This is a genomic window from Telluria sp. ZT3P26, from assembly GCF_059686035.1.
The window spans coordinates 670,000-685,059 of record NZ_JCASII010000001.1; the positions used below are offsets into that span (position 1 = coordinate 670,000).

At 59.3% G+C, this 15,060-nt stretch carries 12 protein-coding genes and 1 tRNA gene; 5 read left to right on the forward strand and 8 right to left on the reverse strand.

Annotated features, from left to right (window positions below; translation table 11 throughout):
- Positions 1-574: 574 nt before the first annotated feature.
- From AC56LN_RS02920 to AC56LN_RS02950, 7 genes are all read right to left on the reverse strand, one after another.
- Positions 575-1,831 (reverse strand): type VI secretion system Vgr family protein, encoded by a 1,257-nt coding sequence (locus tag AC56LN_RS02920; protein ID WP_499569863.1) that lies wholly within the window; start codon positions 1,829-1,831, stop codon positions 575-577.
- 386 nt (positions 1,832-2,217) lie between these two features.
- On the reverse strand, positions 2,218-2,544 hold the full coding sequence (locus tag AC56LN_RS02925; RefSeq protein WP_499569864.1) for a hypothetical protein: 327 nt from the start codon (positions 2,542-2,544) through the stop codon (positions 2,218-2,220).
- 58 nt (positions 2,545-2,602) lie between these two features.
- On the reverse strand, positions 2,603-3,634 hold the full coding sequence (locus AC56LN_RS02930; RefSeq protein WP_499569866.1) for an OmpA family protein: 1,032 nt from the start codon (positions 3,632-3,634) through the stop codon (positions 2,603-2,605).
- 548 nt (positions 3,635-4,182) lie between these two features.
- Positions 4,183-4,258 (reverse strand) — tRNA-Lys (locus tag AC56LN_RS02935).
- Between the two features lie 72 nt (positions 4,259-4,330).
- On the reverse strand, positions 4,331-6,127 hold the full coding sequence (gene tfpB, locus AC56LN_RS02940) for a type IV pilus assembly ATPase TfpB (RefSeq protein WP_499569867.1): 1,797 nt from the start codon (positions 6,125-6,127) through the stop codon (positions 4,331-4,333).
- A 16-nt stretch (positions 6,128-6,143) separates the two neighbouring features.
- A complete protein-coding gene (locus tag AC56LN_RS02945; RefSeq protein ID WP_499569868.1) occupies positions 6,144-6,926 on the reverse strand; it encodes a spermine/spermidine synthase domain-containing protein in 783 nt (260 codons plus the stop codon).
- Between the two features lie 133 nt (positions 6,927-7,059).
- Positions 7,060-7,605, reverse strand: a complete 546-nt coding sequence (locus tag AC56LN_RS02950; RefSeq protein WP_499569869.1) for a glycine zipper 2TM domain-containing protein — start codon at positions 7,603-7,605, stop codon at positions 7,060-7,062.
- Positions 7,606-7,880: 275 nt separating this feature from the next.
- Here AC56LN_RS02950 and AC56LN_RS02955 point away from each other — a divergent pair, with 275 nt between their 5' ends.
- The 5 genes from AC56LN_RS02955 to AC56LN_RS02975 all read left to right on the forward strand — a co-directional run bounded on the left by AC56LN_RS02955 (position 7,881) and on the right by AC56LN_RS02975 (position 13,151).
- Complete coding sequence (locus tag AC56LN_RS02955) at positions 7,881-8,408, forward strand: barstar family protein (RefSeq protein WP_499569871.1); 528 nt, start codon at positions 7,881-7,883, stop codon at positions 8,406-8,408.
- A 52-nt stretch (positions 8,409-8,460) separates the two neighbouring features.
- A complete protein-coding gene (gene purN / locus AC56LN_RS02960; RefSeq protein WP_499569872.1) occupies positions 8,461-9,090 on the forward strand; it encodes a phosphoribosylglycinamide formyltransferase in 630 nt (209 codons plus the stop codon).
- Between the two features lie 43 nt (positions 9,091-9,133).
- The gene (locus AC56LN_RS02965) at positions 9,134-10,453 is read left to right on the forward strand and encodes an RsmB/NOP family class I SAM-dependent RNA methyltransferase (RefSeq protein ID WP_499569873.1); all 1,320 of its coding nucleotides are present in this window, start codon (positions 9,134-9,136) and stop codon (positions 10,451-10,453) included.
- A 12-nt stretch (positions 10,454-10,465) separates the two neighbouring features.
- Positions 10,466-11,836 carry a mechanosensitive ion channel family protein gene (locus AC56LN_RS02970; RefSeq protein WP_499569874.1) on the forward strand — a complete coding sequence of 457 codons (1,371 nt, stop codon included), beginning with the start codon at positions 10,466-10,468 and terminating at the stop codon, positions 11,834-11,836.
- Positions 11,837-11,939: 103 nt separating this feature from the next.
- A complete protein-coding gene (locus tag AC56LN_RS02975; RefSeq protein ID WP_482899899.1) occupies positions 11,940-13,151 on the forward strand; it encodes a DesA family fatty acid desaturase in 1,212 nt (403 codons plus the stop codon).
- Positions 13,152-13,478: 327 nt separating this feature from the next.
- On the opposite strand, the gene AC56LN_RS02980 is transcribed toward AC56LN_RS02975, so the two are convergent.
- Positions 13,479-15,044: a DUF418 domain-containing protein gene (locus tag AC56LN_RS02980; RefSeq protein ID WP_499569875.1), complete on the reverse strand. Its 1,566-nt coding sequence runs from the start codon at positions 15,042-15,044 to the stop codon at positions 13,479-13,481.
- Positions 15,045-15,060 lie beyond the last annotated feature (16 nt).

Consider the following 15,060-nt stretch of genomic DNA (forward strand, 5'->3'; position numbering starts at 1 on the left):
TCTTATTTGCGACTGAGACGCGCGTGCTTGCATCCCAACGGCTAATTCTAGAACAGTCCCCATGGCGAAAATTCATACGAGACACATGTGAAAAAATACCTTATTGAATAGCGGTCTGCTATAGGAGAAAAAATACTTTTTTTTCTAAAGCCACCAATATCACCATATAAATCCTTCATTTCCTGCATCATTCCGTTTTTGGAATGAACAATGCAGTTATCTTATCGCGCTCCATATCGCCCTGTTGATGCTGGTCGGATACTAAATCTTTCGTTGGAAGGGCTGGTTTATTTGATTATGCAGCGTCAGTTACATCAGTTAGTTTGGCTATGCATGCGGATTAGTCTGCACTCGCTATCCGTAACACTCGGAGAAAATTTTCGTTTCTAGCTCCAGCCCTTCCCGCATCAACATCAATGGAGACGTTTCCACAGATGCAGTATTCATTGTCCGAAGGATTAGATACTAGAATGCTCCAGCAGTTCACGCACTGATAGAACGTCCGGTCCGAAATTGGTAACGCTGCTCCGGGGATGTGATTTATATCTATTATTTTGAACTTGTTTTTCATAATTTATTTTCGTGGCGGTGGGCAACTATTTAGAATTTCGACTAACTCTCCCGCGTTGAGGCTGCTCTGGCCTTCCGGGCCGACCACGATGGCGGTCTGCAGGGTCAGCAGCCTGGTCGTCGCACTGTTGAAGCCGCGGCCCGGACGCCAAGGCACGGTCTTGCTCTGGCAAAGCACGCGATTCTTGTACTCGGCAAGCACATTCTTGCCTTGCAAATAATTATTGCTGGCTTCGTGATGCACTTCCAGAATCAGGAATTCGCTGTCTTCGCTTTCACTGAAATGGTCAAGCAGCTTGAACCACCTGCCGACAGCGACGCGCCGATTATTGCCGCGTGCTTCGTACAGCTCGCCGCGGGCTTCGATTTCCTCCATGCGCAGCCGTGAAAGCCGGGAGGCGCCCGGGTGGTGCAGGAAGCCGTAATGCCCCTCATAGCTGTGCACCTCGAGTTTCGGCACATCGCCCTGCCGGGCAATGGTGACGGTACCGGCGTGGATCGGGTAGGGATGCTTGAAGTCGAAGCCGCTCACCGTCGCTTGGCCGGACGCCCACTGGCGCAACGCACTCCAGTCGCTGAACGCGTCCTCGTCGACTGCGCCACCGGCGCCATGAAAGCGAATACCAGGCGACGGCCCGTCGATCGGGTCTGCAGTGCGCGAGTCGTCGCAGACCTTCAGCATGTGACCTTCGCCCGTATGCTCGTACCAATAGCTGTAGCCAGCGGCTTCCCAGCGCCTGCACAGATAGTTGTGATCGGTCTCGTCCCACTGCGTGGCCATCGTGAATTGTGGCTGCTCATCGGCGACCTTCCAGTCGTAGTCCGGCAGGCTGCCGTAGCCGGCAAAGATCGTCTCCGTTTGCTGGCGTACGCTTTGCGCATGAAACAGGCGGTTGTTGCGGCGCAGGCGCGTGTGCGCCAGCCATGGCCGCAGGACGGCTTCGTAGAACGCCACGCCGCCATCCGTCTTGACCAGTTTGAACGAGCTCACATACCCGGTGAATGGACGCAGGCTGCCGTCAGCCTGTACAAGCGAGATGCACAGCAGCTTGCCGTGGATGGCCGCGAGTTCGATCCTGGCGTCGTCGCTCAGGAGTTCCACCGTGTAGGCGAAGTCGCGCGACACGTATTCCGTGCCGACCAACCGGTTCACCATCAGCGTAGCTTGTGGGCCGTCGTTCTCCGCGAAAGCCATGCGCAGCAGGCGGGTGTTCTGGTGGGCGTCCAGCAGTGTTTGCAGGTCAGTCATCGTCTCGCTCATCGGTTGAGCTGCGGATTGGTGACGTCGGGATGCGCGCGTTGTGACGCGAGCACGCCTGAACGTGCGACGAACTTCTGACTGTAGTTATTGAGTTGAGGGAACTTACTGACGAGACGCAAGGCCGTGCGACGTGTCGCTGCACACCAGCCAAGATGTGTATGCCTGGCCCTTAGGCGCTAGGGCTCCACGGTGGAGTCGTTGTAAAAATCGGACGCGCCGAAACAAAGAGGGCGTCACGATTTCTCGTAACGCCCTCTTTACAGCAACAAATTTTAGTAGTCGGCTTGGCGGCGGCGCTGTGGCGATCCTCTGACGTCATCCAGTGCGACATCGGCCTGCCCGGACACGAAGGTTCGGGCCCGCCTTGTGGCGAGACACCGTGACGATCAGGCACCGATTTTCTTGCGGCACTCCTTGATGGCTGCCTGAAGCCGGATCTGCACATTCTTGTCCAGGTTCGGGGGTGCCGGCGTACCCAAAAACATGCTGGCAAGTTCTGGCTTGGTGAAGTTGTTGAAGTGCGTCTCATAGACACATGTGCAATAAGGCTTGGCCAGCTTGGGATCCTTGGGCGCATCTTCGTCTATCTGGATAACACTCATGCATCCATCGATGTTCACTTTCTTTAGCATGTCCAACTTCTCATCGGCATGCGCTGGAAGATGCAGGGCGATGGCAGCGATCATGCCGGCAAGTTTCAATCCGTGTTTCATGTCGTTCCTTTGATGAATAGCGTCTGGAATGGATGGGGGCAGTTGGTCTGCCCACGCATCAGGTACGCTTGACCAGTTCGACGCGTCGGTTTTTGGCGCGACCCGTATCGTCCTGGTTATCAGCCACCGGCTTGGCATCGCCCAGACCCACGGCATTCAGGCGGTCCTTGGAAATGCCCCCGGCAAGCAGCGAGCCCATCACGGCGTCCGCTCGCTGCTGTGACAAGGCCTTGTGGTGGGCCGGATCGCCAACATTATCCGTATGGCCTTCGATGGTCAGCTTGAGGGAAGGGTCCTTCTCCAGAAGTTTGGCGATCTCGTCTACTGCTGGCCGACCATCCGGGCGAATGGCAGCCTTGTCCGTATCGAAGTTGATATACAGTGCGACGTGGCCGGCCGAAGCCAGTTGGCTTTGCATTGCATCGGCCGTGACAAAGGAGATCGTCTGCTTGAATGGCTGTTCTGCTACTACGAGTGTGCTGACAGCGCTTCTGCCCGACATGAGCACGATCCACACTAGCTGGTCAGGTTTTCGTACCAAATAGACGTCGTAAGTCATACCCAAGTCCGCGAAGCGGGTTTTCTGCTCGTTTGCAGAATTTTCCGCGCTTAAGGGGGGAGCCAGTTCCGAAGGTGTCGCACTGTTGACCTTTACACCGCCCATTTGTGCGATCAGGTTTTCGTAGTTTCGTCGCGCTTCCGCTTCGCTCATGTTCACATCACTGAGGTAAAACTTGTGTGATTCGACACGACCTTCCACTTTCCTGAGTTGCTTTCCAACGACGACATGGAGCGAGTCAAAATTCGCCTTGGTAGTAAAACGACCCTCCTCGCTGAGACCTGAAGGATATTCGAGATAAGGGAAGGGTGGCATCACACCGCTGCTGACTGGGACTTTTTCGATATCGAATTGTGCCTGGGATGCTGGCGTGCCGCCGGTAACCGGTGCGGCAGTCGTGCCATTCGTGCCTTGGGATGAGGTCACCGTAGTAACTGGAGCATCTGAGTTTGGCGAGGATGCTTTGGGTTTGCAGGCGACCAAAGGAAGGCTCATGACGATCAGAGCAATGGCGACGGAATATTTAGGCATGCCTGTCTTTACAAAATGGAATCCGCCGAATTTTAACTGATTTATTCAATATCAAAATGGAAGGTAATGGATTTTTCTCGATCAACCGCATCGATTAACTTTCGGCAACTTTCACATATCTCCGTATTCCAAATTGCTTGCGAAGTTTTGATAAATGAATTCTATTAGCGGTGCTATTGAATCAATCCAAAATCTGACTAAGTGATATTTAGTGATATTTTTATGTGGAAATATAAATGTCCTCAAGGATGTATTGAAACCTATGCCCAGAAATCCTTCGTATTAATTAATTTTTCTTTGGCTGAGTGGCTCGGCAAGGTGTTCTTATCCCATTGATGTCGGGTTTTTATATAGGTGACGGTTACCGGGAGTTTGACCATGGAGTTAGATGCAGAGATGCGATGGCGCGTCGATGGCTTATCCAATTTGGGTCGCGCACAGGCAACCCCAATGGACTTGGCGAGGCCAGACGTTTTCCCAAGCGACCAAAGCGTAGCCAGAATGCAAAAAGCCCACGAACCGAGATTCGTGGGCTTTCTGATGATTCTTGGTAGGCCGTGCGGGATTCGAACCTGCGACCAACGGATTAAAAGTCCGCTGCTCTACCAGCTGAGCTAACGACCCAAGGAGGCAGCATTATAGCGGGCGATCCGGCATCGCGCTAGGCCTGTCGCATAAATTTCTGCGAAGAACCACTCAGGACAAGGCCGACGTCACCTTCAGCACCTCGTCCGCTGTGGTCACGCCTTCCACCACCTTCATCGCCCCGGCAATGCGCAGCGGCTTCATCCCATCCAGAACGCTTTGCTGACGCAGCGCCACCAGGTCGCCGGCACCACGCATCAGCTTGCCAAACCCCTCACTCACGCTCAATAGCTCATAAATCCCTGTCCGCCCCCGATAGCCGGTCTGGCGGCATTCCGGACAACCGATGGGCCGATACGCGACCGCAGGCTTCGGAATCTTCCACGCACCCCCAACGCTGTCCCACACATCGTCGCTCAATTCGCCACCGGGTTCCTTGCAGGCAGGGCAGAGCGTGCGCACCAGGCGCTGGGCCATCACGCCGATCAGGGTGGCTTCGAGCAGGTAATCCGGCACGCCCAGTTCGATCAGGCGCATGACCGCCGATGGCGCGTCGTTCGTGTGCAGCGTCGAGAACACCAGGTGTCCCGTCAGCGCCGCCTGGATCGCCATTTCGGCTGTCGGCAGGTCGCGGATCTCGCCGACCATGATGATGTCCGGATCCTGGCGCATCAACGAGCGCACGCCATCGGCAAACGACAGATCGATCCCCGGCTGTACCTGCATCTGGTTGAAGGCCGGCTCGACCATTTCGATCGGGTCTTCCACCGTGCAGACATTGACTTCACTCGTCGCCAGCGCCTTGAGCGTCGTGTACAGCGTCGTCGTCTTGCCCGAGCCGGTCGGGCCGGTCACGAGGATGATGCCGTGCGGGCGCTTGGTCAGGCGATCCCAGCGCAGGGCGTCGTCAGCCGGAAAGCCCAGCTCGGGCAATGTCTTGACGACGACTTCAGGGTCGAAAATACGCATCACGAGCTTTTCCCCGAACGCGGTGGGCATCGTCGACAGGCGCAATTCGACTTCCTGGCCGCCGGCGGTGCGGGTTTTGATGCGGCCATCTTGCGGGCGGCGCTTTTCGATCACGTCCATGCGTCCCAGCAGTTTGATCCGCGCCGTCATTGCAATCATGACCACGGCCGGCACCTGGTACACCTGGTGCAGCACGCCGTCGATGCGAAAACGTACGACAGCAAGTTCACGCTTCGGTTCCAAATGAATATCCGAGGCGCGCTGCTCGAAGGCGTAACCCCACAGCCAGTCGACGATATTGACGATGTGCTGGTCATTGGCATCGAACTGCTTGTTCGCCTTGCCCATTTCGACCAGCTGCTCGAAATTGTTGCGCATCGCGACGTCTTGGCCACTGCTGCGGTTGGCGTCGCGGATCGATTTGGCCAGCGCGAAGAACTGCGAAATGTACTGTGCGATGTCGAGCGGATTGGCCAGCACCAGCTCGATGCGGCGCCGCGCGACTTTTGCGATCTCGGCTTCCCATTCCGTCAGCGATGGGTCGGCCGTGGCCACCACCAGCGTTGTCGCCGTCATTTCGACGGGCAGAATATTGAAGCGCGCCGCGTAGCCGGCCGACATCACGTCGGCCACTTTCGTGAAATCGATCTTGAGCGGATCGATGCGGATGAAGGGCAGGCCGACCTTGGCGGCGCACCATTCGGTCAGCACGTCCAGCGTGAGCAGGCGATTGGGGGGCAATTCTGAAACGAGCTTGCATTGCGCCACCGCCGTGAGCGGGTGCATCGTGCCCGGTGCATTCTTGAGAATGCCCTGGGCCTGGGCGAATTGGGCCTTGACGTTGTCCTTCGTGACAATCCCGTCGGCCAGCAGCCACGAAAAAATCGATTGCAGGTCGAGCTTGCGCAGACTGGCGGGTTTTTGCAGGATGGCGTTCACGGTGGCCCTTGGCAAATCAATCGGTGGCGAACAATCCCTTGACCCAGGACGCAGCGGGCAGCTTGGTCTGGAGTTTGATCTGCGCCGCCCGTTTGGTCAGCGCGTCCTCGTCAAGTAGCGGTCGGATTTTGAAGCAGAGCGCGACCACATTACCATCGTGCACCTCGGGCAGACACAATACGTGGCCGAAGGCGAACTTCATGGCCTTGAGGTTCTTGGCAAAGCTCGGGTGGTCGCCGAACAGGTTGACGGTCATGATGCCGTCGTCGGTCAGGCAATTGGCGCAGGCCACGTAAAACTCCGGCGTGTCGAGCACCGGGCCGCGTGCGGTGGCGTCGTACAGGTCACATTGCAGTACGTCGAACGCGCCGTGGTGCTGCGGGTCTTCGACGAAGTCCAGCGCATCCATTTCGAGCACAGTCAGGCGCTCGTCCAGGCCCGGCAGCTTGAACATCGAGTTGCAGATGGCGATCACCGACGGGTTCAGCTCGATGGCGGTGACCGTCGCCTCGGGGAACTGGCGGTAGCAGAACTTGGTCATCGTGGCCGCGCCCAGGCCGAGCTGGCCGATGGCACGTGGCGACTCGATGAACAGCATCCAGGCCATCATCTGCTGCGCGTACTCGAGTTCCGGCCAGTCGGGCTTGCGGATGCGCATGGCGCCCTGGACCCATTCGGTACCGAAATGCAGGTAGCGTACGCCTTCCTGTTCGGACAGCGTGACGGGCGCGTACTTGGGCTTGCGGGAAGGGCGGCGCGACGACTCGGCCTGTTCGATGGATTTGCGTTTGATGAGCATAAGACTGCCTGATGGAATCGTCCTATTATCGGCGGTTGCGTTCCCGCAGCGCAAGCTCGGCCCACGATCGGCGCCCTGCATACGACAACGCGGCCACCGGGGCCGCGTTGTCGTTACTGAATGATGCCGATGTTTAACGCTGGTACTGGCTATAGGCCTGGCCGTCGTTGTAGCTGTCCAGTGGCTGGACCGATACGCGCAGGCGCACGCGGTTGCCCGGATCATTGCGCATCAGCGACGTATAGTTCTGGCCACGGTATTCGTAGGTCACGTTGTAGCCCGAGGTGCGCGATTCGATCGCTTCCACGGTGCGGCATTGCTGCACCGCTTGTTCTTGCACGCTGCTGCCCTGGCGGCCATTGTTCTGGACACGGTCGCCTACCATGGCGCCGGCGATGGCGCCTGCGGCCGACGCGGCCACTTTACCGTTGCCGCTGCCAATCTGGCTGCCCAGCAGCGCGCCGGCGATGCCGCCAACGATCGTGCCGCCCGCATTCCGTTCTTGCTGCACTGGCACTTGCACGTATTCGGTGCGGCATTCCTGGCGCGGGGTGCGGACTTGTTCGACGCGCGGTTCGACGCGCACCACCCGGCCGAAATCTTCAAAGTCGGCAGCCTGCGCGAGCGGCAGGGTGGCCACACCCAGGGCCGCGATGATCAGTTTGGCTTGGAATTTCATGATGGTCCTCGTTCAGTGGTGCAACGTTAAATACGACAATAAATACAGTATGCGTTCAAGTCTTGATAGTACGCCGATCGCAAAAACACATCGAGTCCCCGTGGCAACAAAATGTAACAGCCGATTGCCCGACTGTGGAAGCGCGCCAGAATGAATCAGGCCCGATTTGCCCTGGTTTTGCGCCAGCCAGGCCGGTACCGATTCTTACAAATGACTATTCGCAATGCACATTTGGGTTGCTTCCAATACCACAAAACGTTACCCTTACACAAATCATGGACTTATTGGCGTATAGCAACGACAGCGAGGAAAGCGGCAGCAACGCCCCATGGCGTCGCGACGGGTTGCGCCATGGCGCGTTATTGACAGGTCAACTTGAGGAAAAAATGAGTTTGTTGATGAGAGTGGCGCCGAATATTGTGCAAGCGATCCGCGCGTTTAACGTTGGCGATCTGCAACAGGAGGCGGGGCAACTCGGACATCATTTTCTGTACGCACATTGCGCCAACACGCTCACCAAACAACAAGTCTGCGCCCGAATCGGCGAACAGTTTTATTTCCCAAAACCGTGCAGCAAGAACTTCGACGCGCTGCGCAAATGCCTGACCGAAACCGTCCACGAAGCCGGCCCCCAGCCGGGCTTTATCGTGGTGCTGGAGCAGCTGCCAAGCGCCCAGAAATTCGACAAGGAAGCCCGCGAAAACCTGCTTGACGTGTTTCGAGATGCGGCCGAATTCTGGGCCGAAAAGAAGGTGCCGTTCCGCGTGTTCTACTCGTTCGCAACGGTGCCGCCGACCGCCTGAGCCAGGACCAAAGGCAGCATTTGGTGCCCGTCGTTACGGTACAATGCCGCCTATGAAAAATATCGTGATCCTGATTTCGGGCCGCGGAAGCAATATGGAAGCGGTCGTGCGAGCGCTTGATGCCGAAGGTTGGCCAGCCCGTATCGCCGCCGTCATCAGCAACAAACCCGACGCCGGCGGCCTGGCATTTGCGCAGGCGCGCGGCATTCCCACTGCGGTGGTGCCGAGCAAGACATTCGCCAGCCGCGCTGAATTCGACGCCAAGCTGCAGGAAACCATCGACGTCTTCGAGCCCGACCTGGTCGTGCTGGCCGGTTTCATGCGCATCCTGACGGCGCCATTCGTCGAGCATTATGCCGGGCGGATGCTCAATATTCACCCGTCGCTGCTGCCGCTGTTCCCGGGATTGCACACGCACCAGCAGGCGCTTGACGCCGGGTGTGTCGAACATGGCGCAACAGTCCACTTCGTCACGGCCGAACTCGATCACGGTCCGGCGGTATTGCAGGCGCGCATTCCCGTGCTGCCGGGCGATACCGAAGCCACGCTCGCTACCCGCCTGCTGGTCGAAGAACACAAGATTTATCCGCGCGCGGTGCGCCTGTTCGTCGAAGACCGTCTGGTCATCGAAGATGGCGCGGTGCGCATTGTCGAGCCCAGCTTCGACACCCTCAGTATTTAGAACGCATTGTTTTAAGTAAGCAGTTTACAACCCAAGGATTTACATGAGATTGCCTCCAGCGATCGTCGCCAAGACCGAAGAAGTCTTGCGCGAGATTCTCCGTTTTACATCGCCAGCCGACGTCACCCTGTCGCGTTTCTTCAAGGACAACCCGCGTTTTGGCGGCCGTGAGCGTGGCGTGATTGCCGAAGCCGTGTATTCGGTGCTGCGTAACAAGTCGTTCTTCACCGATTTCGCCGGTCATGGCAGCACGCCGTCGATGCGCCGCCTGGCGCTGCTGGGCCTGGCCGAGACGGCCGGCATCGATTCGATCGGTGGCCTGACCGAAGACGAAACCCACTTCCTGACCCGTATCAAGGAAGTCGACCGCACGTTGCTGCCAGGTCCGGTGCAAGCGAACCTGCCGCAATGGCTGTACGACAAGCTGGTGGCCCAGTTCGGCGAAGCCGAAGCACTGGAACTGGCCGCGGTGCTCAATACGCCTGCGCCGCTGGACCTGCGTGTCAATTCGATCAAGGCCGAGCGCGACGCGGTCATCGCCACGCTGCTCGAAGCGCCGATCATCGCCGAGCCGATGCCGTACGCACCGCTGGGCTTGCGCGTCAAGCAAAAGCCTGCGCTGCAAAACCTGCCGCTGTTCAAGGAAGGCGCGATCGAAGTGCAGGACGAGGGCAGCCAGGTGCTGTCGCAGATCGTCGGCGCGCGCCGCGGCGAGATGGTGGTCGACTTTTGCGCCGGCGCCGGCGGCAAGACGCTGGCACTGGGCGCCCTGATGCGCAATACGGGTCGCCTGTATGCATTCGACGTGTCCGAAAAGCGCCTGGCCAAACTGAAGCCGCGCATGGCGCGCAGCGGTTTGTCGAACGTGCATCCGGTGCTGATCGCGCACGAGCGCGATGCCAAGGTCAAGCGCCTGGCCGGCAAGATCGACCGCGTGCTGGTCGATGCGCCATGCTCGGGTCTGGGCACCTTGCGCCGCAATCCGGACGTCAAGTGGCGTCAGCAACTGGGCGCCATCGCCGAGATGCAGGAAAAGCAGGCCGCGATCCTGGACGGTGCTGCGCGCCTGGTCAAGAACGGTGGCCGCCTCGTGTACGCCACCTGCAGCCTGCTGGATGAAGAGAACGACGTCATCGTCGAAGGCTTCCTGGCGACGCACCCTGATTTCGATCTGGTGCCGATGAGCCAGGTGCTGGCCGAGCAAAAGATTCCGCTCGAGATGGACAAGTACCTCAAGCTCTTGCCGCACAAGCATCAGACCGATGGCTTCTTCGCCGCCGTGCTGCAACGCAAGGCGCTGGTCAAGGCTGCGCCAGTCAAGGCCGATGCCGATGCCGACGTGACGGCGACCGACGACGAATAAGGAAACCCTGCGATGCCCTTGTCCGACCTCTGGAATGTCCTGACTGTCGACGCGCGCAATCCTGCCCTGTTGTGGCAGGCGCTTGCCATCGTCTTCTGCGTGGCAGTGGGCTGGGGGTTGGCAGGGTTGATCGGGCGGTCGCTACTCAAGAACCGCGATGAACAGGGCCGCTTGATGCGTGTCGGGCTGGGCGGCGTTGCCCGTGTGCTCGGGCCGCTGTTGACTGTGGCGCTGCTGTCTCTGAGCAAGGTCATCCTGGAACACTTCCAGACCGTGAACCTGCTGCGCGTGGCGCTGCCGCTGTTCGTGTCGCTGGCGGTGATCCGCACCTTCTTCTACCTGCTGCGGCGCGCGTTCGCACGCCGTGGCCAGGTGGGCGAAGCACTGCAGACGTTCGAGCGCGTGTTTGCCTTCACGGCCTGGATCATCGTGGCGCTCCACCTGACCGGCATCTTGCCGGACGTGTTGCGTGCCCTCGAAACGACCATGCTGCCGGTGGGTGCAAAGACAACCTCGCTGCTCGACCTGTTGCAGGGCGTCGTGTCGATCGTCGTGCTGATGATCCTGGCGCTATGGGCCGGCGCGGCGCTTGAAGAACGGCTGATGCATGTCGAGCGCATGCACTCGTCGCTGCGCGTCGCGTTGGCGCGTGTGGGCCGGGCTGCGCTGATCCTCGTTGCCGTGTTGTTCAGCCTGTCTCTGGCGGGACTGGACCTGACCGTGCTGTCGGTGTTTGGCGGCGCGCTCGGTGTGGGTCTGGGTCTGGGCATGCAGCGGATTGCCAGTAATTACGTATCCGGTTTCATCATCCTGTTCGAGCGCAGCCTGGCGATTGGCGATCCGATCACGCTCGACAAGTATTCCGGCAAGGTTTCGCGCATCAATACGCGCTACACGGTGTTGCGTAGCGCCGACGGTACGCAGACCCTGTTGCCGAACGAGATGTTGATTACCGGCGTGGTGCTGAACCAGTCGGTGACAAACAAGAACGTGCGCGCCGTCACCAAGCTGGTCGTGTCGTATGACAGCGATCTGGCGGTGGTGATGCCGTTGCTGGAAGAGCAACCGAAGGGCGTTGACCGCGTCCTGGAAACACCGGCCCCGAACGTGCTGCTGACGGCATTTGTCGCCGATGGCTACGAGCTGGAAGTCGGTTTCTTCCTGGGCGACCCGGAAAACGGGCAGGGCGGACCGATCTCGGAAGTCAACCGCAAGATTTACGCGCTGGTACACGCGGGCACGATCAAGCTCGGCCATCCTTCGATGGACACGCGCCTGCTCGATGCGCACATCACGTCGATGATGGCGCGCACGCCGCAGGGTGCACCAGACGCTACCGAAGGTGGCGTAAAACAGACTGGCGCGGATTTAGGCAAAAATTGAAGGCGTGTTGCTGCCGTGTGGCAGTAGAAACACGTAAAATGCAAGGGTTATGCATGTGCGATCTTCCTGATCGTCGTCATACAAGCCCTGCATTGGAGACTGAATGAATTTCTTTAACGACACTTTGCACGCTGTGCTGTCGTTCTTGTCGACCGGCCTGCTGGATTTTTCGGCATGGGAAGTCGTTCTGTACACGCTGGTGGTCACGCACATCACCATCATCAGCGTCACCGTGTACCTGCACCGCCACCAGGCGCACCGCGCGCTTGACCTGCACCCGATTCCAAGTCACTTCTTCCGCTTCTGGCTGTGGCTGACCACTGGTCAGGTCACGAAAGAGTGGGCATCGATCCACCGCAAGCACCACGCCAAGTGCGACACCGAAGAAGATCCGCACAGCCCGCAAACGCGCGGCATCCGCAAGGTGCTGTTCGAAGGCGCCGAGCTGTACCGCGCCGAGAGCAAGGTTCAGGAAACCATGGACAAGTATGGCCATGGCACCCCGGACGACTGGATCGAGCGCCATGTGTACACAGGCCGCAGCATGATGGGCATCGTCGCCATGCTCGTGATCAACGTTGCGCTGTTCGGCATCATCGGCTTGTCGGTCTGGGCCGTGCAGATGATGTGGATTCCGATCACTGCTGCCGGCATCATCAATGGCCTGGGCCACTGGTGGGGCTACCGCAATTTCGATTGCAGCGATGCCGCGACCAACATCTTCCCTTGGGGCATCCTGATTGGCGGCGAAGAGCTGCACAACAACCACCACACGTATGCCACGTCGGCCAAGCTGTCGAGCAAGTGGTATGAGTTCGACCTGGGCTGGGGTTATATCCGCATGCTCGAGATGGTGGGTCTGGCCAAGGTCAAGAAAGTGGCGCCGAAGCCGAAACTGGCCAAGAACAAGGACCAGGCCGACTTCGATACGCTGCAATCGGTAATCGCCAACCGTTACGACGTGATGGCCAAGTATGCAAAATCGGTGCGTCACGCGTTCCATGAGGAATTTGAGCAGCGCAAGCATGCAAGTGGCCTGGAAACGCGCTTCCTGAAAAGCTCGCGCAAGCTGATGCAGCGCGAACCGGCCAAGCTCGAGTTGTCGCAGAAAGAGCAGCTGATCGAGCTGTTCCAGCACAGCAAAGCGCTTGAGACCATGCACAATATGCGCGTGGAACTGGGCGCAATCTGGGAGCGTTCGCACCACACCCGCGATCAGTTGCTGCATCAGTTGCAAGACTGGTGCAACCGCGCCGAAGCATCAGGCATCAAGGCGTTGCAAGAGTTTTCGCTGCGCCTGCGTACCTATGCCTGATCCTGTATCAGCGGCTTGAAAGAACGGCTCCCTCGGGAGCCGTTTTGCATTTGGTCAGCCCTGCATCATTCACTTAAACAGCCGGGGTCACACAGCCGGGGTCAGGTCTGACATTCGGACACGATCTCAGCCCTAACGCCTACACAGCCGGGGTCAGGTCTGACATTCGGACACAACCTCAGCCTTAATCACTTCGATGGTGGGTCGTGCATTTGTAGCACGACACGGCGTCAGCGGTTCTCGACTACTTGACTGTCGAGACCGTGTCCAAATGTCAGACCCGACCCCCGCTTTTGCGACTACGACTGTCGAGATCGTGTCTGAATGTCAGACCTGACCCCGGCTTTTTATGCGCATCGGGGGCAAGGTCAGGTAGGTCAGGGCGCGCCAGGCCCATTCGACCGGGCCGTATTGGTGACGCGCGAGCCACCAGTGACTCAGACCGATCTGCAGAACGCATAATCCCAGCGCGATGCCTACTTGCGCCGTTCGTGCCATCCCCCACAGTCCCATTCCGTGGGCATAAAACAACAGTGAGAACACGAGGGACTGCATCAGGTAATTGCTTAGAGCCATGCGCCCGAACGGCGCCAGCAGGCGGATTTTTGCCAGGGCGCTATGGCTGTTCAGCATTAGCATGACAGCGCCGATGTAACCAAGCGCAGCTGGCAGACTGCCCAGCGACAGCAGGGCGTAGGCAAGATCATGGCCGCCGTCGTCGACCCCAGGCGGCCGGCCGGTCGCAATCAGGCTGCCGAGCAGGCCGAGTCCGACGCCCAGCGGGATACCGATGATGGCCAGCCGTCGGTATAGCGGCTTGTGCCCGGCTGCGCGCGCGATTACGCCGGATCGCACGAACCAGACGCCAATCAGGAACACGCCCACCAGCAGGACCGAGAAGCCGATTTCGTCACGCATGCGTTCGGCCAGTTGCTTGAAGCGCATCGCTACTGCATCGCGATAGCTGCCCTGGGTCAGTACGGTGCGTTCTTCGACGCTGCGCGCGACCTGCTCGCGGTAGCGCAGCGTGCGGCTATTGTCGGTGCGTACCTCGGCGTTCCCGGCGCTGGCGCTCGTCATCTGGGCAACCGCAGGTCCAACGTGCCGCACGCCGGCTTCCACTGCGATCAGACAATAGGTCAGCAGTACGATCTGGAGACCGATGCGCAGCGGCTTTTGTTCCGATGGCCCGCGCCAGCAGGCGAGCAGGCCCAGCACCAAAAAGATGGCGCCGATCGCGGCCAGCATCGTCGTGTCGTCGCCCTTGCTGCCCCATGCCGCCGCCAGCATCAACACACCGGCGCCGATCGTCAGCAGCGGAAACAGCCACGCTTGCCGCGCGCGCAGGTATAGCGCAACCAGCGCCGCCAGGATGACGGGTCCTAGCAGCCAGCCCAGCCAGCCCATGCCGGGAATCTGGGGCAGTGCGGCGCAGGCAATGAATGCGGCCACGAGCACCCGCGCCGGCGCCAGCAGGGCGAGCATCAGCGCGAGCGCGCCGACCGCATAGCTGATCAGGATATCGCCGCTCCACAGCAAGGTGTGGTGCAGCAGCCCGATCGCCAGCAGTACGCCGACCCGGCGGGCGTAGGTTGGCGCGAATGGCCGCCCGGCCACGCGGGCGCGCTCGAGCATCAGCGCGAAGCCCATGCCGAACAGCAGCGAAAAGATCGTCCAGAACTTGCCGCTGACCAGATAGGCGACGAGGAACGCGACAAACCAATCCAGGCCATGCAGGCCAGCCGGGATGCCTTGTCCTGATTCGACCACGGGCCGGTTGAAAAATTCGACGTTGGCGACGCAGATGCCGATCAGCGCAAAGCCGCGCAGCACATCGAGGGCATCCAGGCGGTCGGTGTCGGGAGAGAGGGAGGGCAGGGACGAGCTTGTCATTCCGCCATGGTAACGC

Excerpts from the sequence above, each read along its gene's own strand:
- AC56LN_RS02920 (WP_499569863.1), bottom strand. The coding sequence starts at position 1,831 with ATGAGCGAGACGATGACTGACCTGCAAACACTGCTGGACGCCCACCAG.
- AC56LN_RS02925 (WP_499569864.1), bottom strand. The coding sequence starts at position 2,544 with ATGAAACACGGATTGAAACTTGCCGGCATGATCGCTGCCATCGCCCTG.
- AC56LN_RS02930 (WP_499569866.1), bottom strand. The coding sequence starts at position 3,634 with ATGCCTAAATATTCCGTCGCCATTGCTCTGATCGTCATGAGCCTTCCT.
- AC56LN_RS02945 (WP_499569868.1), bottom strand. The coding sequence starts at position 6,926 with ATGCTCATCAAACGCAAATCCATCGAACAGGCCGAGTCGTCGCGCCGC.
- AC56LN_RS02950 (WP_499569869.1), bottom strand. The coding sequence starts at position 7,605 with ATGAAATTCCAAGCCAAACTGATCATCGCGGCCCTGGGTGTGGCCACC.
- AC56LN_RS02955 (WP_499569871.1), top strand. The coding sequence starts at position 7,881 with ATGGACTTATTGGCGTATAGCAACGACAGCGAGGAAAGCGGCAGCAAC.
- purN (WP_499569872.1), top strand. The coding sequence starts at position 8,461 with ATGAAAAATATCGTGATCCTGATTTCGGGCCGCGGAAGCAATATGGAA.
- AC56LN_RS02965 (WP_499569873.1), top strand. The coding sequence starts at position 9,134 with ATGAGATTGCCTCCAGCGATCGTCGCCAAGACCGAAGAAGTCTTGCGC.
- AC56LN_RS02970 (WP_499569874.1), top strand. The coding sequence starts at position 10,466 with ATGCCCTTGTCCGACCTCTGGAATGTCCTGACTGTCGACGCGCGCAAT.
- AC56LN_RS02975 (WP_482899899.1), top strand. The coding sequence starts at position 11,940 with ATGAATTTCTTTAACGACACTTTGCACGCTGTGCTGTCGTTCTTGTCG.
- AC56LN_RS02980 (WP_499569875.1), bottom strand. The coding sequence starts at position 15,044 with ATGACAAGCTCGTCCCTGCCCTCCCTCTCTCCCGACACCGACCGCCTG.